Consider the following 16784-nt stretch of genomic DNA (forward strand, 5'->3'; position numbering starts at 1 on the left):
CATGGATGAAAAGGGAGGACATGAGATGAAAAAGAGTTGGAAAATGTTAGCGGCATCAGTATTTGCGGGCACATTGATACTTTCAGGCTGTTCCAGTAAAACAGAAGAGAAAACAGCAGGAAAGAGTACGGATTCAAAGCAAGAAGACGTGACACTCACCATGGGAAGCTGGCGTACGGAAGATACCGAGGCATACAAAACGGTTATTGCTGATTTTAACAAAAAGTATCCCAACATTCATATCGAATTCAAGCCTTCGAAAAACACAGAATACAACACCCTTCTGAATACGGCGTTACAAAGCGGAGAAGGTCCGGACTTGATTCACCTGCGTCCGTATGGAAGCGGCATCTCACTTGGTGATGAAGGGTTTTTAGAGCCGTTGAATGGTCTGAAAGGACTCGACACGTTTGATAAAGAGCTGCTGCAGGCGTCACAAAGCAAGGACGGTAAACAATACGGGGTGCCGCTCAATATCTCCACGACACAAATTTTCTACAACAAAGCCATTTTCAAAAAGTACAAGGTAGATGTGCCAAAAACGTGGGATGAATTTATAAAAGTGGCTGATACATTGAAATCCAAAAAAGTGACACCAATCGCTTACGGTACAAAAGAATCTTGGCTGCTATCTTTGCTTCACGGCATGGTAGGTCCTGGTCAATTTGGCGGAAAGGCGACCATTGATGACCTCGTAAGCGGCAAAAAACAATTGAATGATCCGTCCATCGTTAAAAGCTTTGAAGTATTAAAAGACTTAGACAAATACTTCCCTGAAAACTCGCAAGGTTTAGGAATGGATGATATTCGTACCTTGTTTGCAACAGAGCAAGCGGCAATGCTTCCAATGGGCAGCTGGGAAATTCAACAAATCCGCAGCTTAAACCCGGATCTTGATTTTGGTTTCTTCCCAATCCCATCCGCAACAGGCGGAAATCCGACTGTCACTCGCTGGGTGGACGGCAGTTATGCATTGAATGCGAAATCCAAGCATAAAGAAGAAGCGAAAAAGTTCCTAGAATTTATGACGACAAAAGAATTTGGTAACAAATTCGCAAATGAGTTCAAGATGATTTCCGCTGTACCTGGTGTATCCTCAGACGATGCGTTGGTAGATTCGTTAACAAAAGCAGCAAACAGCGACGCAGTGCCGTACTTCTGGTTGGTGAATTTTGCACTTGGAGAACCATCCACAAAAGGCACTTTAGAAACAGAATTACAAGGTATGTACCTTGATAAAACTACACCGGCGGATGTAGCAGCAAAAGTGAAGGCTAGTGCTGATACATGGTTTAAGCCGCAGAACTAGGTGAACTCGATGACGAGCCCCGGAAAACTAACAATTAAGACGAAAACCGTCTTTACTGCAAAGAAAAAGAGGGGGAACAGGTGGATCCTTCACCTGTTCCCTCTTCCTGCATTACTTGTATATAGTGTGTTTGTGGTATACCCGCTGTTTGCGGCGTTCAGTTACAGCTTCTTTTCTTGGAAAGGGTTTTCGAAAGGCGTATTTATCGGGCTTGAAAACTTCCGCAGATTATTTGTGACAGAGCCATTCAGCGGTTTGTTCTGGAATGCTTTAAAGCACAATCTTTTGTACTTCGGTATTGAAATGGTTGTCCAAAACGGCATCGCGTTTCTGCTTGCCTACGCGTTATATAAACGGATTCGAGGAACGGGATTCTTCAAAATTGCGTTTTTCTTACCACGCCTGTTATCGGTGATCGTAGTCGGTTTCTTATGGAAACTCATATTAAATCCAAATTTCGGGACGCTGAACAAATTTTTGGATTTGGTTGGGCTATCATCCTGGAAGCATGCCTGGCTTGGTGAACCAGAAACCGCTCTAATCACGATCATTTTAGTGAACTGCTGGTTCGGCATCGGGTTCGCGACGTTGATATTCTTGGCGGGCTTACAAAATATCCAGGCAGAACTGGTGGAGGCCGCAACATTAGACGGCGCGACAGGATGGACCTTATTACGAAAAATCATTATACCATTGGTTATGCCAAGCATCACCATCATGACCGTCCTGACATTCATTCAATCGTTTGAAGCGTTTGAGCTTGTGTATGCCATGCAAGGATCGATGGGTGAACCGTACTATTCGACAGATACACTGGCTGTTTATTTTTACCGTTTGGCTTTTGGCAGCGGTTCGGGTGCGGACAGCTCCGCGCTGGGTCTTGGGTCAGCATTGGCGGTGGTTCTGTTTGCGATGATTGCGCTTATTACTGCGATAATAATGAGGTTTATGCGTCGCTTTGAAGTTGAACAATAGGAGGGGTTACAGTGAAATCATCATGGTCATCTCGTGTAATATGGTACTTGGCCGCAGTCATCTTTGCCTTACTGGCCCTGTATCCATTGTTGTTAATGTTTTTAAGTTCGTTCAAGACAACCATTGAAATCTTCAAGAATCCGTTTGCCATGCCGTCAGCATGGAGTTTGGATACTTATAAGAAATTATTGGACCAAGTCCCATTCGGATCCTATTTTACGAACAGCATTATCGTGAGTGTGGCGAGTGTGCTGCTCGTGATTCTATTCGGTTCAATGGCATCTTTTTATATTGCACGTTTCTCCTTCAAGTGGAACGGAGGACTTTTGTTCTTCTTCCTGCTCGGGATGATGATTCCCATCAAGCTTGGGATTGTCCCATTGTACATGTTAATGAAAAACTTAGGATTGACGAACAACTTGCTGTCATTGATTTGTATGTACACGGCAACTGGGCTGCCCCTTGCCGTTCTGATATTAACGAGTTTCTTTAAAACGCTGCCGCATGAGCTCGAAGAAGCAGCGCGTATCGACGGTGCCGGCGATTTTAGGATACTCCGAAGTATCATTTTTCCATTAATGCGTCCTGTCTTGGGTACCGTGATGATCGTAAACTTTATCGGCGCCTGGAATGATTTTTTCTTCCCGCTCATCTTCATCACCGATGATGCCAAGAAAACCATTCCGATTGGCATGTTATCCTTATTCGGAGAACATTCTGCGGACTGGAGCACCTTGTTTGCCGGACTAACCCTGTCGTCTCTGCCAATGATCATCCTGTTCTTCTTCGCTTCGAGGCAGTTCATGGAGGGACTCACAGCAGGCGCAGTTAAGTAGAACACCACAGGGACGGTTCTCATGGTTTTTAAAACTTTCCACCACCCCATAGGGGGGTTTTAAATTTGCTGAGCTTCAAATAAAAAAACTCGTTAGGGGTTCAAACATTTTAAAAATAATGCAAAAAACGCACCAAATTGCAAAAAACGCCTTCAAAAATGATTTTTTGAAGGCGTTATTTAACGTTTCGTTCGAAATTTGGCTTCAAAAATGAAAAATGCAAATTCGATTTACTCAACCAAACCCGATACCGTAGAGTGCAGAAAAACGTTGAAAGGGTGTCATAAATGGCAGGTATTAAATCTGGCAATACGGAAGGATTTCAGCAGTTCTCGCAGTTCAGTTCCCTTCAGGAATTCACAATGGCCGTTTTTCCTTGTAAACTAAACAAATCTTTCATTTCCATCATTATTACCTTTTCCTATTAAGCCATCATGATAAAAAAGGTGTTTCAAAGGTGTAATCACATTTGAAACACCCTTAGGGATATTATTTTTGTAAAAATGGTGTTAAATTACTAGCATGAAAGATTCTTTTTTTCAAAACATACAAGTGAATGAAAAAGCTCATCCGAAATACTGAAGTTTGATAGAATTCCTTTATCTGCAGTACGGTCAAATTTCAAACGGATCCATTGCTCCACAGCTAATACTCTTCGGCCATCTCCATCGGTTTCAATATCGTAACAAGCCTCTTCCAGTAAATGTACTCCGGAATAAACATCGTACATGAAATTGGCCATTTTTTTCGCTAAAGCATTTTGCGTATACTCATCCTGATTTAATACATGATTGATTAATTCTTCAGCACGATCGACTTCTTCTTTAAAGAACCTCTTTAATTCTGCCAACTCCGAACGGTTAATCTCTTTTAAGGTCTCTCGAAGATCAGTAATGAACCCGTTACCGCTTGCTTTTTGCAATGTTTTTAAAATTTCCAGGGCTTGAATATTTGCTGTTCCTTCCCATACCGGATTAACAATGGCATCACGAAATAATCGAGGTGTGACATATTCTTCAATATAGCCATTGCCGCCATGAAGTTCTAAGGCATCTTTTGCCGCTGAAACCCCTAATTCACTTCCACGGTATTTTAATAAAGAGAGTAATATTCGCAATACAGCATAATCTTTTTCATTTTTTTCATCATATGTGTGCATTTTGTCAAATAATTTTATTGTTTGTGCAAGTGTTGCCCAGCCTGCTTCGATTTCCGTTATCATATTTACTAATGTTTCTCTGACCATAGGATAACGATTAATCCTTTGACCAAAAGCCTCACGATGAGCAGTGTAAATGGCTGCTTCCAGGAATGCTCTCCTTGCTATAGCAACTCCGCTAAGCCCAGTTCCTAAACGGGAAACATTTAATGCTTCTGCCATATATTTAAATCCTTTGTCTTCCTCCCCTATCAAATATCCAACGGCATCATTGAAAATCAACTCCCCGCTCGCTACAGCACGAACGCCTAGTTTATCCTTAAGGCGCCTAATGGTTACATTATTTCTTTTTCCACTTTTTAATGTCCGAGGAACAAGAAATAAGCCCAGTCCTTTTGTTGATGGTTTATCGTTTACTCTTGCCAATACAATGGCTACTTCTGCATCACAATTGCTGGCAAACCATTTCTCGCCGGATAACAAGTAATGATCACCATTTTTGACCGCTTTCGTTGTTGCAGCTCCGACGTCCGATCCTCCTTGTATCTCTGTTAAAAACGTTGCCCCTTCCTGATGTGTATCAGGATTCCATGAAGCAAGCCGTGATAAATATTCGGCGCGCTGTGTTTCTGACCCAAACTTTTCAAGTACAAACGCCGTTGACTGTGACAGACCGACAGGGCAGGTAAAGCCTGATTCTGTTTCGCACATCATATACAATAAAATGGAGTTTACTAGAAAAGGGATTTTTTCTGGACCATTTTCATCGTAACGGTATGCAACTACACCCGTTCCATAACCATCTTTAACGGTCTGTCTATATCCCTCGTTATACCAAACTTCGTTAATTTCTTCCCCTTTCTTGTTATATCGAATTAATTTTGGAGCACCCTCCCGATCTGTGTGAACAGCTCTTTTATCCATTGGTCCAGCAGTAAGTGCTCCTGTCTTCTTAAAGGCATCTTCTACGTAGTTAAATACTACTTTAGATAAATAACGGTTTAAATAACGGACTAAAATGGGATCATCACTAAACCAATTGGCATCATTTCCATTTTCCCACTGGCTATAATCCAGTCTTGTTTGTTCTTCGATACTGTTTTTACCCATATCTTCACATCTCCTTAACCTTTTGTTTTATAATTTTACCGTTCGCACTATGTGGCAGCGCTTCCACAAAGCTGTATATACGCGGGTGTTTATAATCAGCTAAATACTCGGCCATATACTTTTTCAAGTCATTTTCAGTTACAGTTTGATTCTCTTTAAGGACAAAAACGGCTTTGACTGTTTCCCCCCATTCTTCGTCCGGAACCCCAACAACACATACCTGATCAATGGCTGGATGTTTGGCAAGAATTTCTTCAATCTCTCTAGGGTATACATTCACTCCGCCTGGGATAATCACATCTTTTTTTCGATCAACAATATACATGTACCCATCGTCATCCTTATAAGCGATATCGCCTGTATAAAGCCAGCCATCCTTAATGGTCTCTGATGTAGCCTCTGGATTATTGTAATAACCGATCATTAAGGAATCACCCTTCATTACTATCTCTCCATACTCTCCCGGGGCCGTTTCAGAGCCGTCTTCCCTCACAATCTTCATTTCCAAGTTTAAAACAACGTCTTTCCCTACACTTCCATTTTTAGATAGGTGCTCATGTGGTCGAAGCATACATCCGCTCGGACCTGCTTCAGTCAATCCATAAACTTGGTAAAAATTTTCGTTATTAAATCTTTTTGAAACATATTGAAAGGATGCAAGCGGTATCGAGCTTCCTCCGTATGCGAATACTCTCATACTGGAAAGATCATAATCTAGTACATTTTTTTCTTTTGAAGCTAACAAATAGGCCACAGGTGCAGCAAATGTAAATGTTGTTTTTTCATTATGTATCCACTGTAAAAAGCTTTGAGGAGTAAAATCATCAATGACGAAGGAAGCACCGCAATACAGTGGAGCAATAAAGTAACAGTTCAGAGGAGCCGAATGTGACAATGGCATAGTCATTAGTACTTTTTCATTCTTTGAAAAGCCATATTCAATGGAAAGAGCAGAAGCAAGTGCTACTAATCTCTCATGTGAAAATAAAACCCCTTTTGGAACCCCTGTTGTTCCGGAAGTAAATAAAATTTCACAAATGTCACGTATATCAATGGACAAGTTTAAATCTGACTGCTTCTTTGAAATCGAATTTTCAACCATACTTTGAATAGTAAGTACGAATAAAGATGACCAGCTATCTTGTGAGCCGGCAACCGTTGATCTGAATTCGCTTTCATAAAGAATTCCATCCGCGTTGATACTTTTCAGAATCGAATTAATTTCACCCGATGTTAACTTGTTGTTAATTGGCATCGGAATTGCCCCTAACTTAAGTAAAGAAAAGTAAGCAAAAAAGAAATGCTCATTATTTCTTGAAACAATGGCAATTTTATCTCCTTTGCTAACACCTGACTCTTGTAAATATCTAGCTATTTGGTTCGTTTTTTGATTCATTTGAAGATAACTGATTCGATTGGTTGCAGTGATAATTGCTTCTTTTTCCGGATACTTTCTAGCATTTCTTTCTAATAGGCCATGGATCGTTATCATTGCTTACCCTCCTACTTTTCTTCGACATACCTTTGACGATTGATTAGAATTTCAGCTTTTAAGGTTCCTAATTCAATAATTTTCTCTTCAATTTCCTTAATTTTTTGATCCGTATACTCTAATATTCGTTGTTTTTCTTTTTCCCCTGTTGGATTACTTTCATATAGGTCAATCATTTCTTTAATTTCTTCAAGTTTAAATCCCTGTCTTTTCCCACGTAATATAAGTTTTAATCTTCTGCGTTCTTTGTCGGTAAAATATCGCTGCTGATTGAGATCTTTTCTTTCCTCAGACCTTAGCAATCCAACTTCTTCATAATATCGAATGGTTCGGGAACTAATATCGAACATAGAAGCAATTTCGTTTATGGAGTACCTCTCCCTTTTTTCCATCATTTTCCCCTTTCAAGTGAAAGTTTACGTAAACGGTAACTATAAAAAATAGTAACATCTGTATTTTTACTTGTCAAAATATTTATTCAATTCACACAATTAATAGTTATCAAAAGTGGGTGGTTCGTTTATTAAATATAGAAGAATGAATACAGTGAAACCTAAAGGAACTCACTGCTCCCATAAACGCAAAGAAGGTATAATTCCTTAGAATCTAAGAAATTATACCTTATAGGAATTGTGGTTCTTATTCCATTAAATGGCCCGTTTGTTGAAGACTGATTCTTATTGAAAATCAATCCTTTATGTCTACATTGGACAAATGAGCCTCATTAATTGAACCATGGAATGGTGACAGGTACATAAGGGATTTTCTCCTTCTCCACAGGAATATTTTTATGTATAATGGATATATAATAAAAAAGAGAAGTGCGTCAACACTTCTCCCCGCTACTTCTACCGTCAGGGTGGTGGTTGTCTATGTGTTATTTTTATGAGAACCACCCTTTTGCTTGCGACGGCGTTGGGCGGTTTTCTTATTTTCTAGAACGTTTTTCCGAAAGTAATATGCGCTCTCTTCACGCGTAACCCCCTTCAGAACTTCTCGTAGAATTTCAAGAAATGTTTCCATGATTATCACCTCCTTTCCTAAAAGGAAAGAAGCGAAACAACCAACCACCCCAACAATATTCAGCTGCAATTTAATTCTATCATTTTATACCTATCTAAAAGCCTTTCAATCTTCGACAAAATCCGGGGCGTGATAGGCACTAGAATTCAGGAAAATATATTTATGGGGTGATACGATGCTTACACTTTGGCATAAATGTAGAAAAACTATTTTTGAACGCTTGCAAACAATTGTTTGTGCGAGAATTTAAGAAATAGGTTTTTTATGAAAGCATCTTATCATAGGCATAAATTAGTTAAAGAGCAATAGGTAAGTAATGCATACTTTGATCATATGAAGCACATATTCAGTTCAAAAATGAGCATAAAAAAAAGCGGCCGGATTCACTTTCCGTCGCTTTTTTGTTTCACCTACTATTAAGGCAGTGCATTTGTTAAAAAAAGGCACAATCCTTAAAGAATCGCGCCCTGATTAACCAATACATAATCGCCTCTTCGAGTGATGACACAAATATCAAAAAAATCAGACAAAACCCATTGGAACCGTCCCCATGGTCCTCACTTCTTGGGCAATCAAAAATTTTGCAATCAGAACTTGCCAAGCAAGTAGAAAGGATTGATTCCTTAATATTTATGATTTTGTTTTATTTAACAAAAAACGCCCACGAAGGGCGTTTCTCCTAATGCAGTGCCCTCTATAGACTGTCCTCTCTCGCTTTTAAAAAGGCTACATTTTCTTTTTCTATTTCATTTAAAGAGCCATCGTAGGAAGGGTCTTGATGATACCATGATTTACTTGAAAAAAATTCTTGCAAATCCTGTGATTTAAAGACATAACCATGACGTGCGTAAATTTCATTTCTGGCTAAACGCAGCTGCTGTTTTGTAAGATTAGCAATATCTTCTTCTCCCATCACCTGTTTATCACTTAAAGACAAAATATAATCGGGAGAGGAAAGATTTGCACCTTTTTCTTCTGTTGACTGCTGTTTTTGACTAGATTGATCTTTATCTTCTACAGCCTTATCATTTGATTGATCAATCGTTTTTGAGGCTGCTAGATTAGATTTAGTTACAGGTTTATTGAAACCTGTAACTATTATGGAAGTAGCACCTATGATCAGCAGCAAACCTGTTATCAATCCTACTCCAACTAATAGTCTCTTTTTTTTCAAACGATTTTTCTTTATTTCCATGCGGGTTCTTAGAGTTGAGGGGATGTTATCATTATCTGTTGCAACCCTTGTACCGCAGTTTATACAGAATTTATTAGATTCATATAATTTTCTACCACAATTTGTGCACAAATCCATTTAAACAATCCCCTTTATTCTAAAGTTGCAATCATACATTATTATAGAACAAAAAAAGGCGATAATTATTTCAAACAGATTATTCTGATGTAACATCAGCATTTCAACTTCCATGATTCTCTAAAAAATTGATGGAGTGAAAATGGTTTCTTATCGTAGCCTTAGGCCCAAATTTAACCAAAGTGGCGATTCTGGAGTACCGATACGTAATATTAATAACCTTCTGTAACGAGATCACAAATAATTTTTCTTATGACACTTGCAAATTTAAAGCCATGTCCGGAAAAACCAGCCGCTATCATGACATTTGAAAATGCCGGGTGCCGGTCAATAATAAAATGCTCATCAGGAGTAAGGGTATAAAGACATGTTTTGCCTCCCAAGCTTTGATAAGTAATACCCTGCAGCCATGCCCATTGACCCGGCGCCAACAATGACAACATCATAGTGGTTCTTCAATCTCATACACATCCTTCCAAATATGAAATTATAATATCAGAAATTTCTTTCTAGTTGGCGAGTTTTTCTTCACATTTGCTAGGAAATTCACCATAGGGACGTTTCTCATGGTTCAGAAAAACCGTGAAAACCGTCCCCATTGTCTTTAAAAAATCCAGGCCATAAAGTCAACTCAGCTCAGTTTTAATTATTAAATATCTAAGTTTATATTGGCGTTTAGCACTAAATTCCCATCTAAATAAATAAAAACCTCGTTAGGATTTCAAACCGTAAAAAATAATAGAAAAAACGCATCAAATTGCAAAAAAAGCCTTCAAAAATGATTTTTTGAGGGCTTTTTTTGACGTTTCGTACGAAAATAGGGCTCAAAAATGAAAAATGCAAATTCGATTTACTTAGCCAAACCCGTTATCGTAGAGTGCAGAAAAACGATGAAAGGGTGTCATAAATGGCTGGCATTAAATCTGGCAATACAGAAGGATTTCAGAAGTTCTCGCAGTTCAGTTCCCTTCAGGAGTTCAATCATCATATCGAGATGTGGTTATTGGAACATAAGCATTCGTTTACAAAAGGAGAAATGATTGGATTAAAAAGACTAGTGCGCTTTGCAGCCAAAATCCCTGGAGTATGTAATGCCAAGATCGGCACCATCTTAAAATCCATTCACGAGCAATACAAGGAGAATGGCATCTCAAGGTCTACCTTTAAACGGATGATTCTGAAAGCAAAGGAATTAGGAATCATCAAGGTCTTTGAGACAGAAAGGAAAAACGGCTCGCAGTCCAGCAACCTGTATCAGTTTAATCGTTTTCCGTCCATTGAACCACCCAAAGTGAAAAAAATGAACCACCATAATGAAACTAGTAATCTTTTAAAAACTGAAAAAGAACAAAAGATAAATAAACGTAACGAAACGTCTGAACAACAATTGGATCACAATTTTGTCAGCAACCGAATCCCACAGTCTTTTGTCCAGCTGGTAAAATGCTTTTTCTCTGAAGCCAAAACGATAGAAGAATATTGGCATATGGTGCAAATTGCTGCTTTCCGCTTTGAGTTCCAGAATGACACAGATGACATCCTAGACATCTCTCTCCAAGCCTTTAGACAACTGATTCGAAAAATGAAGTTGACCAATTGTGTTAAAAATCCCATCGCCTACTTTTATGGGATCCTGGACAACAAATTCATGAGACTCTATTCGGAAAAGATAGATACAATGGAGCCTAAAACGCCTCTACCGCTTTCCTTTATAGACGGCATTGACCCAAATTGGAATTGGCTGGAATGACATCACAGGGTCCATTTCTCATATCTGGTTAAAACCGAATGAACCGTTCCCATGGCTGACTTGCAAAAAATGTCGCATTTTCGTCAAACTTTCCGTGAAATTTGGCGAATCCTGTTTACTATAGACTGCAGTAAAAAAGTCCTATTTGCAGTTTAATAGATTTGTGAGGAAAGCGCTCCCATATCAGCAAAATGAATTCCATCATGTATAAGGTGTAAAGCAGCTTACCTGCCATAATGAAATTTCCATGATAAAAATACGGATCAATGGTCCTCGCAAAGGAGGGATGAAATTCTAAAACAATCGAAACTGCTCTATCGTTTTATTCTTCATTGTCCATTACAGAGATAGTAGAAGGTAAATGCTTTTTAATCTATTGCGGTTAAAGGAGTGGAGAACGATTAATATTAAACGTTACTTTATTGAGAAAAAAGTGATATTAATGATGGGTGAATACGACCAATATGGAAAGCCGTGTTCAAGGATCATGGCAGGAAAAACGACTTTTCTGGTAGACAAAACTCCTCTACATCTATTGGATGATACATTACAATACATAGGCTATGATTTACGGGGAGCAATAATAGGGGCAAAATCCATTCTCAATAAAACCATGAAGTGTCCCATCATAGTGAATCCCTATCAAGGCATTTGCCTTTTTCCGAGTATATCACCACATAAAATAGACTGCATCTGGTTTAATCCCGAACATATAATCAACACCAAAGCCATCGGAAACAAGACGGAGGTGGAATTGAGCAACGGCCATTTCATAATTATTGATGCAAAATTACCTACCTTTAATGAAAAATTACGGTCAGCAAAAGATTTAAAACGACTTTCGATTGAAAGAGGGACTCATCCAAGTCCGATTCTCTATTATCTTGAACCGCCAAAAAGACACCAGCTCTTCAAAGAAAAGTCAGGAAAATACAACTTTGGTATTTTAGAAGACGAAAAAAATAATAAGGATAACTGGTTATTCGATAACTACTTATCAAAGGAGGAGTACCCTGTTGGAATATCATTGGAACATTGAATTTGGGATGACATTAAGAAGGCTGCGAAAGGAACGTAATCTATCGCAGGAAGAACTCGCCGAACGCAGCGGTTTGGATCGTTCCTATATTAGTCTTCTTGAAAGAAATATCAAACTGCCCGGCTTTATTTCCATTTTGGCCCTTGCTTCCGGGCTTGGGATGAGAGCTTCAGAATTTATGATAGAAATTGAAAAACATCCGGTAATGCTGCCAATAAATGCATAATTGATTTTCACTAAATAGATTGCTAATTATGGAGTGGCTGGGGGTCGTACGTTATGAGGGACTTTATATTATACGTCACAGATAAGCTAGGCTTTACCGATGAATATTATGTAAAGGGCCAATCGATGGATGATATGGTTAATCGAATTGGAAAATATGCTAACGGTCATCTTGCCACGTCTAAGGAACTTATCATTACACATAACGCAGAATACAGTTTTATAAGGGAAATCAGTCTGGACCTCTTTCCTAATTTATCTAAAAAGGATTTTGGCATGATAAATGAAGCGAAATGTTACAATTACACAGATCTATTATTAAAAATAAATCACAACACAGAGCCACTACTTTTTAGTAATGGCTCTTTAGCATATTAGGCGAACCTTATTGGGGCTGATTATCTTAATGATTAGCGGCAAACTTCTACAAATTATAACAACATCAAACTAATCAAACATTTGATTAAATTTGCCGCAAACCCTGCTACAAAAGGATTTTATTAATTCAGCAAATGAATTTTTTGTCAGTTAACTAAACGTTTAATTAAATGTTCTCCGACCGAAGCCCAGATTAACTCTTTCGTTTTAATCTGGGCGAATCCTGTCGAGCTTTAAAAACGTCTACCTATCTCCGAATTAATCCTCTAAGCTATTTTTCTTATCTAATTTTTCAAGGAAATGTAATTGAGTGGTTTCCGGCCCAATCGAAAAAACAGATACCTAAAGCTTGTCGATAATTCTTGGTGAACAAGTGAGAGTCTCAGCTAATAATCTTACTTCAACTTAAAAATATTTCTTATTTTATCCGTTTTGTTGGCTGTAGCATGTAGAGCTTCAACGCCTCTAGATATGTAATTGTCTTAAAAAGGAGATTTTCCTTTGAAAAAAGAAAAGATTAATTACTTTATAGGGGATGTTATAAGACCATTGCGGAAAGCAAAAGGGCTTTCTCAAGAACAACTGGCTGAAAATAGCAAACTAAATAGATCATATATAACTGAACTTGAAAACCAAAATAAAAATCCATCCTTTTATATCATTTGTAAACTGGCTATTGGTTTAGAGATGCCGGTAGAAGAACTAGCAAAGAGAATAGCCGAAAATACGGACATTCAAAGTATTTTTGAAAACGAGCCATATTGATCCGATTATGTCAAAACTATGAACCGTCTCGATAGCCTTTGAGTAAATATATTCTTTAAAGTGGCTTCACTAGCAATCTCCACAAAACTCTTAAATAAGAAGCAATTTAATGGAAAAGGCAACATAAAACTTCTTCAAGAGTTAATCAACAAGTCAATTTACCCTATTTGAATAATACTAAAAACCCGACTCTATTAATATAGAAGTGGGTTTTTAGTAGCTGATAAACTCTAATATTTTAAACGGAACCCGTTAGTAAATAGTCCACCTTTTAAATAAGCCTCTCCTATTTTTCGGATGTCTGTTCTTATGTAAATTACAGATAGAAAGTTACCTCGGGGCTTTTTAAAAAACTTTATAAAAAATCTTTGATTTTACCCAAAAATTTCGAGTAACTCCACAATACTATCTTACTTATAATTTCAACATTTTCACTTTATTATCCTTATAAAAGAAAACTACCTCGGTTGAAAAAAAAGCGTACCTGCCTTATATAGATACGCACACAATAATTTAAAAGAGTAATTCACTTTTTATGGATTCGAATCACAAGCCATTCCGTCTCCATCTCTATCTAAATCATCAGGATCATAATCTGGTCCGCCATTTTCTTCAAAGTATTCTTGTGCTTCTTCTTGAGTTGCAAAATCGGTACAATTCATATCTATGTTTGTATCGGTGTATGTTGTGTCGGAAGAACTATCTTCATCAGAGTATTCTTCATCATTCCATTCACACGCCATTCCGTCTTCATCTCTATCTAAATCATCGGGGTCGTAATCAGGTCCGCCATTTTCTTCAAAGTATTCTTGAGCTTCTTCTTGAGTAGCAAAGTCAGTACAATTCATATCAATATTTGAATCTGCATCAGAAGAAGTAGTATCTTCAACATCAAAGGTTTCATCTTCAGAATTACTTTCATCATCTACATAGCTATCTTCTTCTTCGTAATTTCCAACTAGTAAGCCTTTATATTCATCTACAGCTACATCTAGTGAACTGTCTTCAATTCCAAGACTTTCAATGTTATTTAAAAGATTATAAAATGATTCTTCTATACTAAAATCTCCGGTATCCGTGCTTTCGTAAACATCACCATAAATTTCATCTAGATACTCTTGAATACCCTTGGCAGATGCTTCTATTATCTCCGATGGTTCATCTGATTCGTAAACTGCATTATCAAAAATTTGTTGAGCTTCCTCATAATCGCCATTCTTTAAAGCTTCAACTATTTTATTAGCAGTATCTTCAGGACCTTCACTACCACTACCACAACCACTTAATACAATCATTAAAAAGCTTATTATGAGTCTAATATAAATTTTCTGATTCAAATCTCTCTAATCCCCCGATATAAAAGATATAAATTTCTAATAATCTATGATTCGATTTTACCATTTCAATTTGATATTTTGATAGTAGTCATTTGGAAATTATCGTATCTTTTTAGTTAGCTTTAATCCCCATCTTGTAATTCTAGTTTAATAACAAAACCAACCCCATCTTATAAATATCGGTTTCTATCTAAATGAAATGTAGATTCAATTGAATCTTATTAAACTTGAAATTAAACTTATGTGCAAAGGACCCCTAAAAAAGAATATAGCTTAATAAAGTCCTCCTTGAGAAAAAACTTCATCCCCCAATAATTCCCTTCTTGTTCCAATCTTAAGACATGATATAATAGGTCATTCCTACTATTTTTCTCATCGAGAGGTCTATCATCTATGAAGCCAATATTAAATCCTATCAACCCCCAAATAAATAATGAATCCAAAAAGATATATATACCAATTAAAACAAAGTTTTATATAAGCCACATTGGAGCTTTCCTATGGATGGTATTCTCTATTTACCTAGCCCTTCCTTGGTTAAAGGATTTAGCTGAAATTGTATCATTTCCATTGGCGTTACTAATCATTGGCGGTATTTCCTACATCCCTGGTTATATGAACGCCTTTTTAGTGATTAGCTTATTGTTAGATAGGCAGCCCTCTTTTAAAAATCAATTTCCTAAAGATGAGATTACAATCCTGATAGCGGCCCATAACGAAGAGGATAAAATCTTTCAAACATTGAAATACATCGATAAACAAGACTATTCGGGAAAATTAAAAGTAATGGTTATCAATAATTGTTCTACTGATCACACCGTTCAAGAAACGTTGAAGGCAAAAAAGGAATTGTCCATTGACATTGAGCTACTACATGAAGAGAAACCTGGAAAATTCCATGCTCTAAATCATGCGTTAGAAATAGTTGAAACGCCTTATGTTATTACCATCGATGCGGATACTCTGCTTCATCCCTCTTCTATTCGCTATCTAGTTGCACGAATGAAATCCAGCCCGGAAGATGTCTGTGCAGTGGCTGGTTCCGTTCTGACGAAAAACAGCAGAGAAAACTTATGGACAAGGATTCAGGAATGGGACTATTTCTTAGGGATCGCTTCTATAAAAAGGCTTCAAGGTCTGTACCAGGGAACATTGGTGGCCCAAGGTGCTTACAGTCTATATAAAACAAAATGTGTTAAGGAAGTGGGAGGCTGGCCTGATGCCATAGGGGAAGATATTGTATTAACATGGCGTTTACTCGAGAAGAAATGGAAAGTTTACTTTGAACCAATGGCTGTATCCTTCACGGAAGTTCCTAGTTCGTTTAAACACTTTGTCAAACAACGTGCAAGATGGGCACGAGGCATGATTGAGGGTTTGAATGCCATAAAACCGTGGAACCAGCCCGTTGGTTACGTTAAATATCTTACAGGCGTAAATTTAATGATGCCTTATTTAGATATTACCTACACACTATGTTGGATTCCAGGACTGATATTGGCATTTTTCGGTTATAACTGGATTGTTGGTCCTATGACTTTACTTGTATTACCGTTAACCCTTCTCAGTTATAGCATTCTTTATTTCTATCAAAAAAATATTGTATTCAAACCCTTAAACCTTAAAATTCGAAAAAATATTTTTGGCTTTATTTTATTCATTTTAGGTTATCAAATGATTATGTCTCCTGTATCCGTATACGGGTATATACAAGAGGTTTTTAGGTTTAAAAGAAAGTGGAAGTAAAAAATAGCTGAACAACAAAGCCCTTTTTAAACGAGAGGGGCTTTGTTGTTTATAGTCCTATCATCTGTTTTTCTTGGCAAGGCGTGTATAAAATAGTGGAGGTTTCCCTGACTAATAATCAAAAAGATGCTATTACAGTTGACGCTAACAGTTTTAAATTAGTGGATGAAAAAGGAAGAGAATTCTCCTATTCCAACAGATGGGCGAAATGCATTTGATAAAGCCATGAAACTTTTTCATAATATGATGGACTTCCTCTATCAAAAAGTTTCGGGGCGTGACAGGCATAGGAATAATAGCTTAATGTCGAAGTTTGAAAGTGTCTATT

16 protein-coding genes and 2 pseudogenes are annotated in these 16784 nt (G+C 37.6%); 11 read left to right on the forward strand and 7 right to left on the reverse strand.

Annotated elements, in window-relative coordinates; all coding sequences use genetic code 11:
• Nucleotides 1-25 precede the first annotated feature (25 nt).
• From AC59HZ_RS25235 to AC59HZ_RS25250, 4 genes are all read left to right on the forward strand, one after another.
• Entirely contained in the window at nt 26-1309 is a 1284-nt protein-coding gene (locus AC59HZ_RS25235) for an ABC transporter substrate-binding protein (protein WP_496548512.1), read from the forward strand.
• 9 nt (nt 1310-1318) lie between these two features.
• Nucleotides 1319-2284 carry a carbohydrate ABC transporter permease gene (locus AC59HZ_RS25240; RefSeq protein WP_496548513.1) on the forward strand — a complete coding sequence of 322 codons (966 nt, stop codon included), beginning with the start codon at nt 1319-1321 and terminating at the stop codon, nt 2282-2284.
• An 11-nt stretch (nt 2285-2295) separates the two neighbouring features.
• A complete protein-coding gene (locus AC59HZ_RS25245) occupies nt 2296-3120 on the forward strand; it encodes a carbohydrate ABC transporter permease (RefSeq protein ID WP_496548514.1) in 825 nt (274 codons plus the stop codon).
• Between the two features lie 287 nt (nt 3121-3407).
• Complete coding sequence (locus tag AC59HZ_RS25250) at nt 3408-3548, forward strand: hypothetical protein (RefSeq protein ID WP_496548515.1); 141 nt, start codon at nt 3408-3410, stop codon at nt 3546-3548.
• Nucleotides 3549-3637: 89 nt separating this feature from the next.
• Here AC59HZ_RS25250 and AC59HZ_RS25255 read toward each other — a convergent pair whose 3' ends face one another.
• The 6 genes and pseudogenes from AC59HZ_RS25255 to AC59HZ_RS25280 form a co-directional block, all read right to left on the reverse strand.
• Nucleotides 3638-5389 carry an acyl-CoA dehydrogenase family protein gene (locus tag AC59HZ_RS25255; protein WP_496548516.1) on the reverse strand — a complete coding sequence of 584 codons (1752 nt, stop codon included), beginning with the start codon at nt 5387-5389 and terminating at the stop codon, nt 3638-3640.
• A 4-nt stretch (nt 5390-5393) separates the two neighbouring features.
• Nucleotides 5394-6881, reverse strand: a complete 1488-nt coding sequence (locus tag AC59HZ_RS25260; protein ID WP_496548517.1) for a class I adenylate-forming enzyme family protein — start codon at nt 6879-6881, stop codon at nt 5394-5396.
• An 11-nt stretch (nt 6882-6892) separates the two neighbouring features.
• Nucleotides 6893-7276, reverse strand: a complete 384-nt coding sequence (locus AC59HZ_RS25265; protein WP_496548518.1) for a MerR family transcriptional regulator — start codon at nt 7274-7276, stop codon at nt 6893-6895.
• Nucleotides 7277-7751: 475 nt separating this feature from the next.
• Entirely contained in the window at nt 7752-7904 is a 153-nt protein-coding gene (locus AC59HZ_RS25270) for a hypothetical protein (RefSeq protein ID WP_496548519.1), read from the reverse strand.
• A gap of 694 nt (nt 7905-8598) precedes the next feature.
• The gene (locus AC59HZ_RS25275) at nt 8599-9216 is read right to left on the reverse strand and encodes a YARHG domain-containing protein (RefSeq protein ID WP_496548520.1); all 618 of its coding nucleotides are present in this window, start codon (nt 9214-9216) and stop codon (nt 8599-8601) included.
• 212 nt (nt 9217-9428) lie between these two features.
• A pseudogene (locus AC59HZ_RS25280) lies at nt 9429-9593 on the reverse strand (FAD-dependent oxidoreductase); the annotation flags it as partial.
• 530 nt (nt 9594-10123) lie between these two features.
• On the opposite strand from AC59HZ_RS25280, the gene AC59HZ_RS25285 reads away from it, so the two are divergent.
• From AC59HZ_RS25285 to AC59HZ_RS25305, 5 genes are all read left to right on the forward strand, one after another.
• Nucleotides 10124-10966, forward strand: coding sequence for a hypothetical protein (locus AC59HZ_RS25285; protein ID WP_496548521.1), 843 nt, complete (start codon nt 10124-10126; stop codon nt 10964-10966).
• Nucleotides 10967-11327: 361 nt separating this feature from the next.
• Nucleotides 11328-12005: a competence protein ComK gene (locus tag AC59HZ_RS25290; protein ID WP_496548522.1), complete on the forward strand. Its 678-nt coding sequence runs from the start codon at nt 11328-11330 to the stop codon at nt 12003-12005.
• On the forward strand, nt 11983-12231 hold the full coding sequence (locus AC59HZ_RS25295; protein WP_496548523.1) for a helix-turn-helix domain-containing protein: 249 nt from the start codon (nt 11983-11985) through the stop codon (nt 12229-12231). Before AC59HZ_RS25290 ends, AC59HZ_RS25295 begins: the two co-directional genes overlap by 23 nt.
• A gap of 53 nt (nt 12232-12284) precedes the next feature.
• Nucleotides 12285-12608 carry a hypothetical protein gene (locus tag AC59HZ_RS25300; protein WP_496548524.1) on the forward strand — a complete coding sequence of 108 codons (324 nt, stop codon included), beginning with the start codon at nt 12285-12287 and terminating at the stop codon, nt 12606-12608.
• A 501-nt stretch (nt 12609-13109) separates the two neighbouring features.
• A complete protein-coding gene (locus tag AC59HZ_RS25305) occupies nt 13110-13373 on the forward strand; it encodes a helix-turn-helix domain-containing protein (RefSeq protein WP_496548525.1) in 264 nt (87 codons plus the stop codon).
• Nucleotides 13374-13906: 533 nt separating this feature from the next.
• Here the strand turns inward: AC59HZ_RS25305 and AC59HZ_RS25310 are convergent.
• Nucleotides 13907-14710, reverse strand: coding sequence for an excalibur calcium-binding domain-containing protein (locus tag AC59HZ_RS25310; RefSeq protein WP_496548526.1), 804 nt, complete (start codon nt 14708-14710; stop codon nt 13907-13909).
• Nucleotides 14711-15103: 393 nt separating this feature from the next.
• Between AC59HZ_RS25310 and AC59HZ_RS25315 the strand changes: the two genes are divergently transcribed.
• Nucleotides 15104-16456, forward strand: coding sequence for a glycosyltransferase family 2 protein (locus tag AC59HZ_RS25315; protein WP_496548527.1), 1353 nt, complete (start codon nt 15104-15106; stop codon nt 16454-16456).
• A 77-nt stretch (nt 16457-16533) separates the two neighbouring features.
• Nucleotides 16534-16656, forward strand: a pseudogene (locus AC59HZ_RS25320) (DUF4352 domain-containing protein); the annotation flags it as partial.
• Nucleotides 16657-16784 lie beyond the last annotated feature (128 nt).

It is taken from the genome of Neobacillus sp. DZ-9 (genome assembly GCF_059587065.1).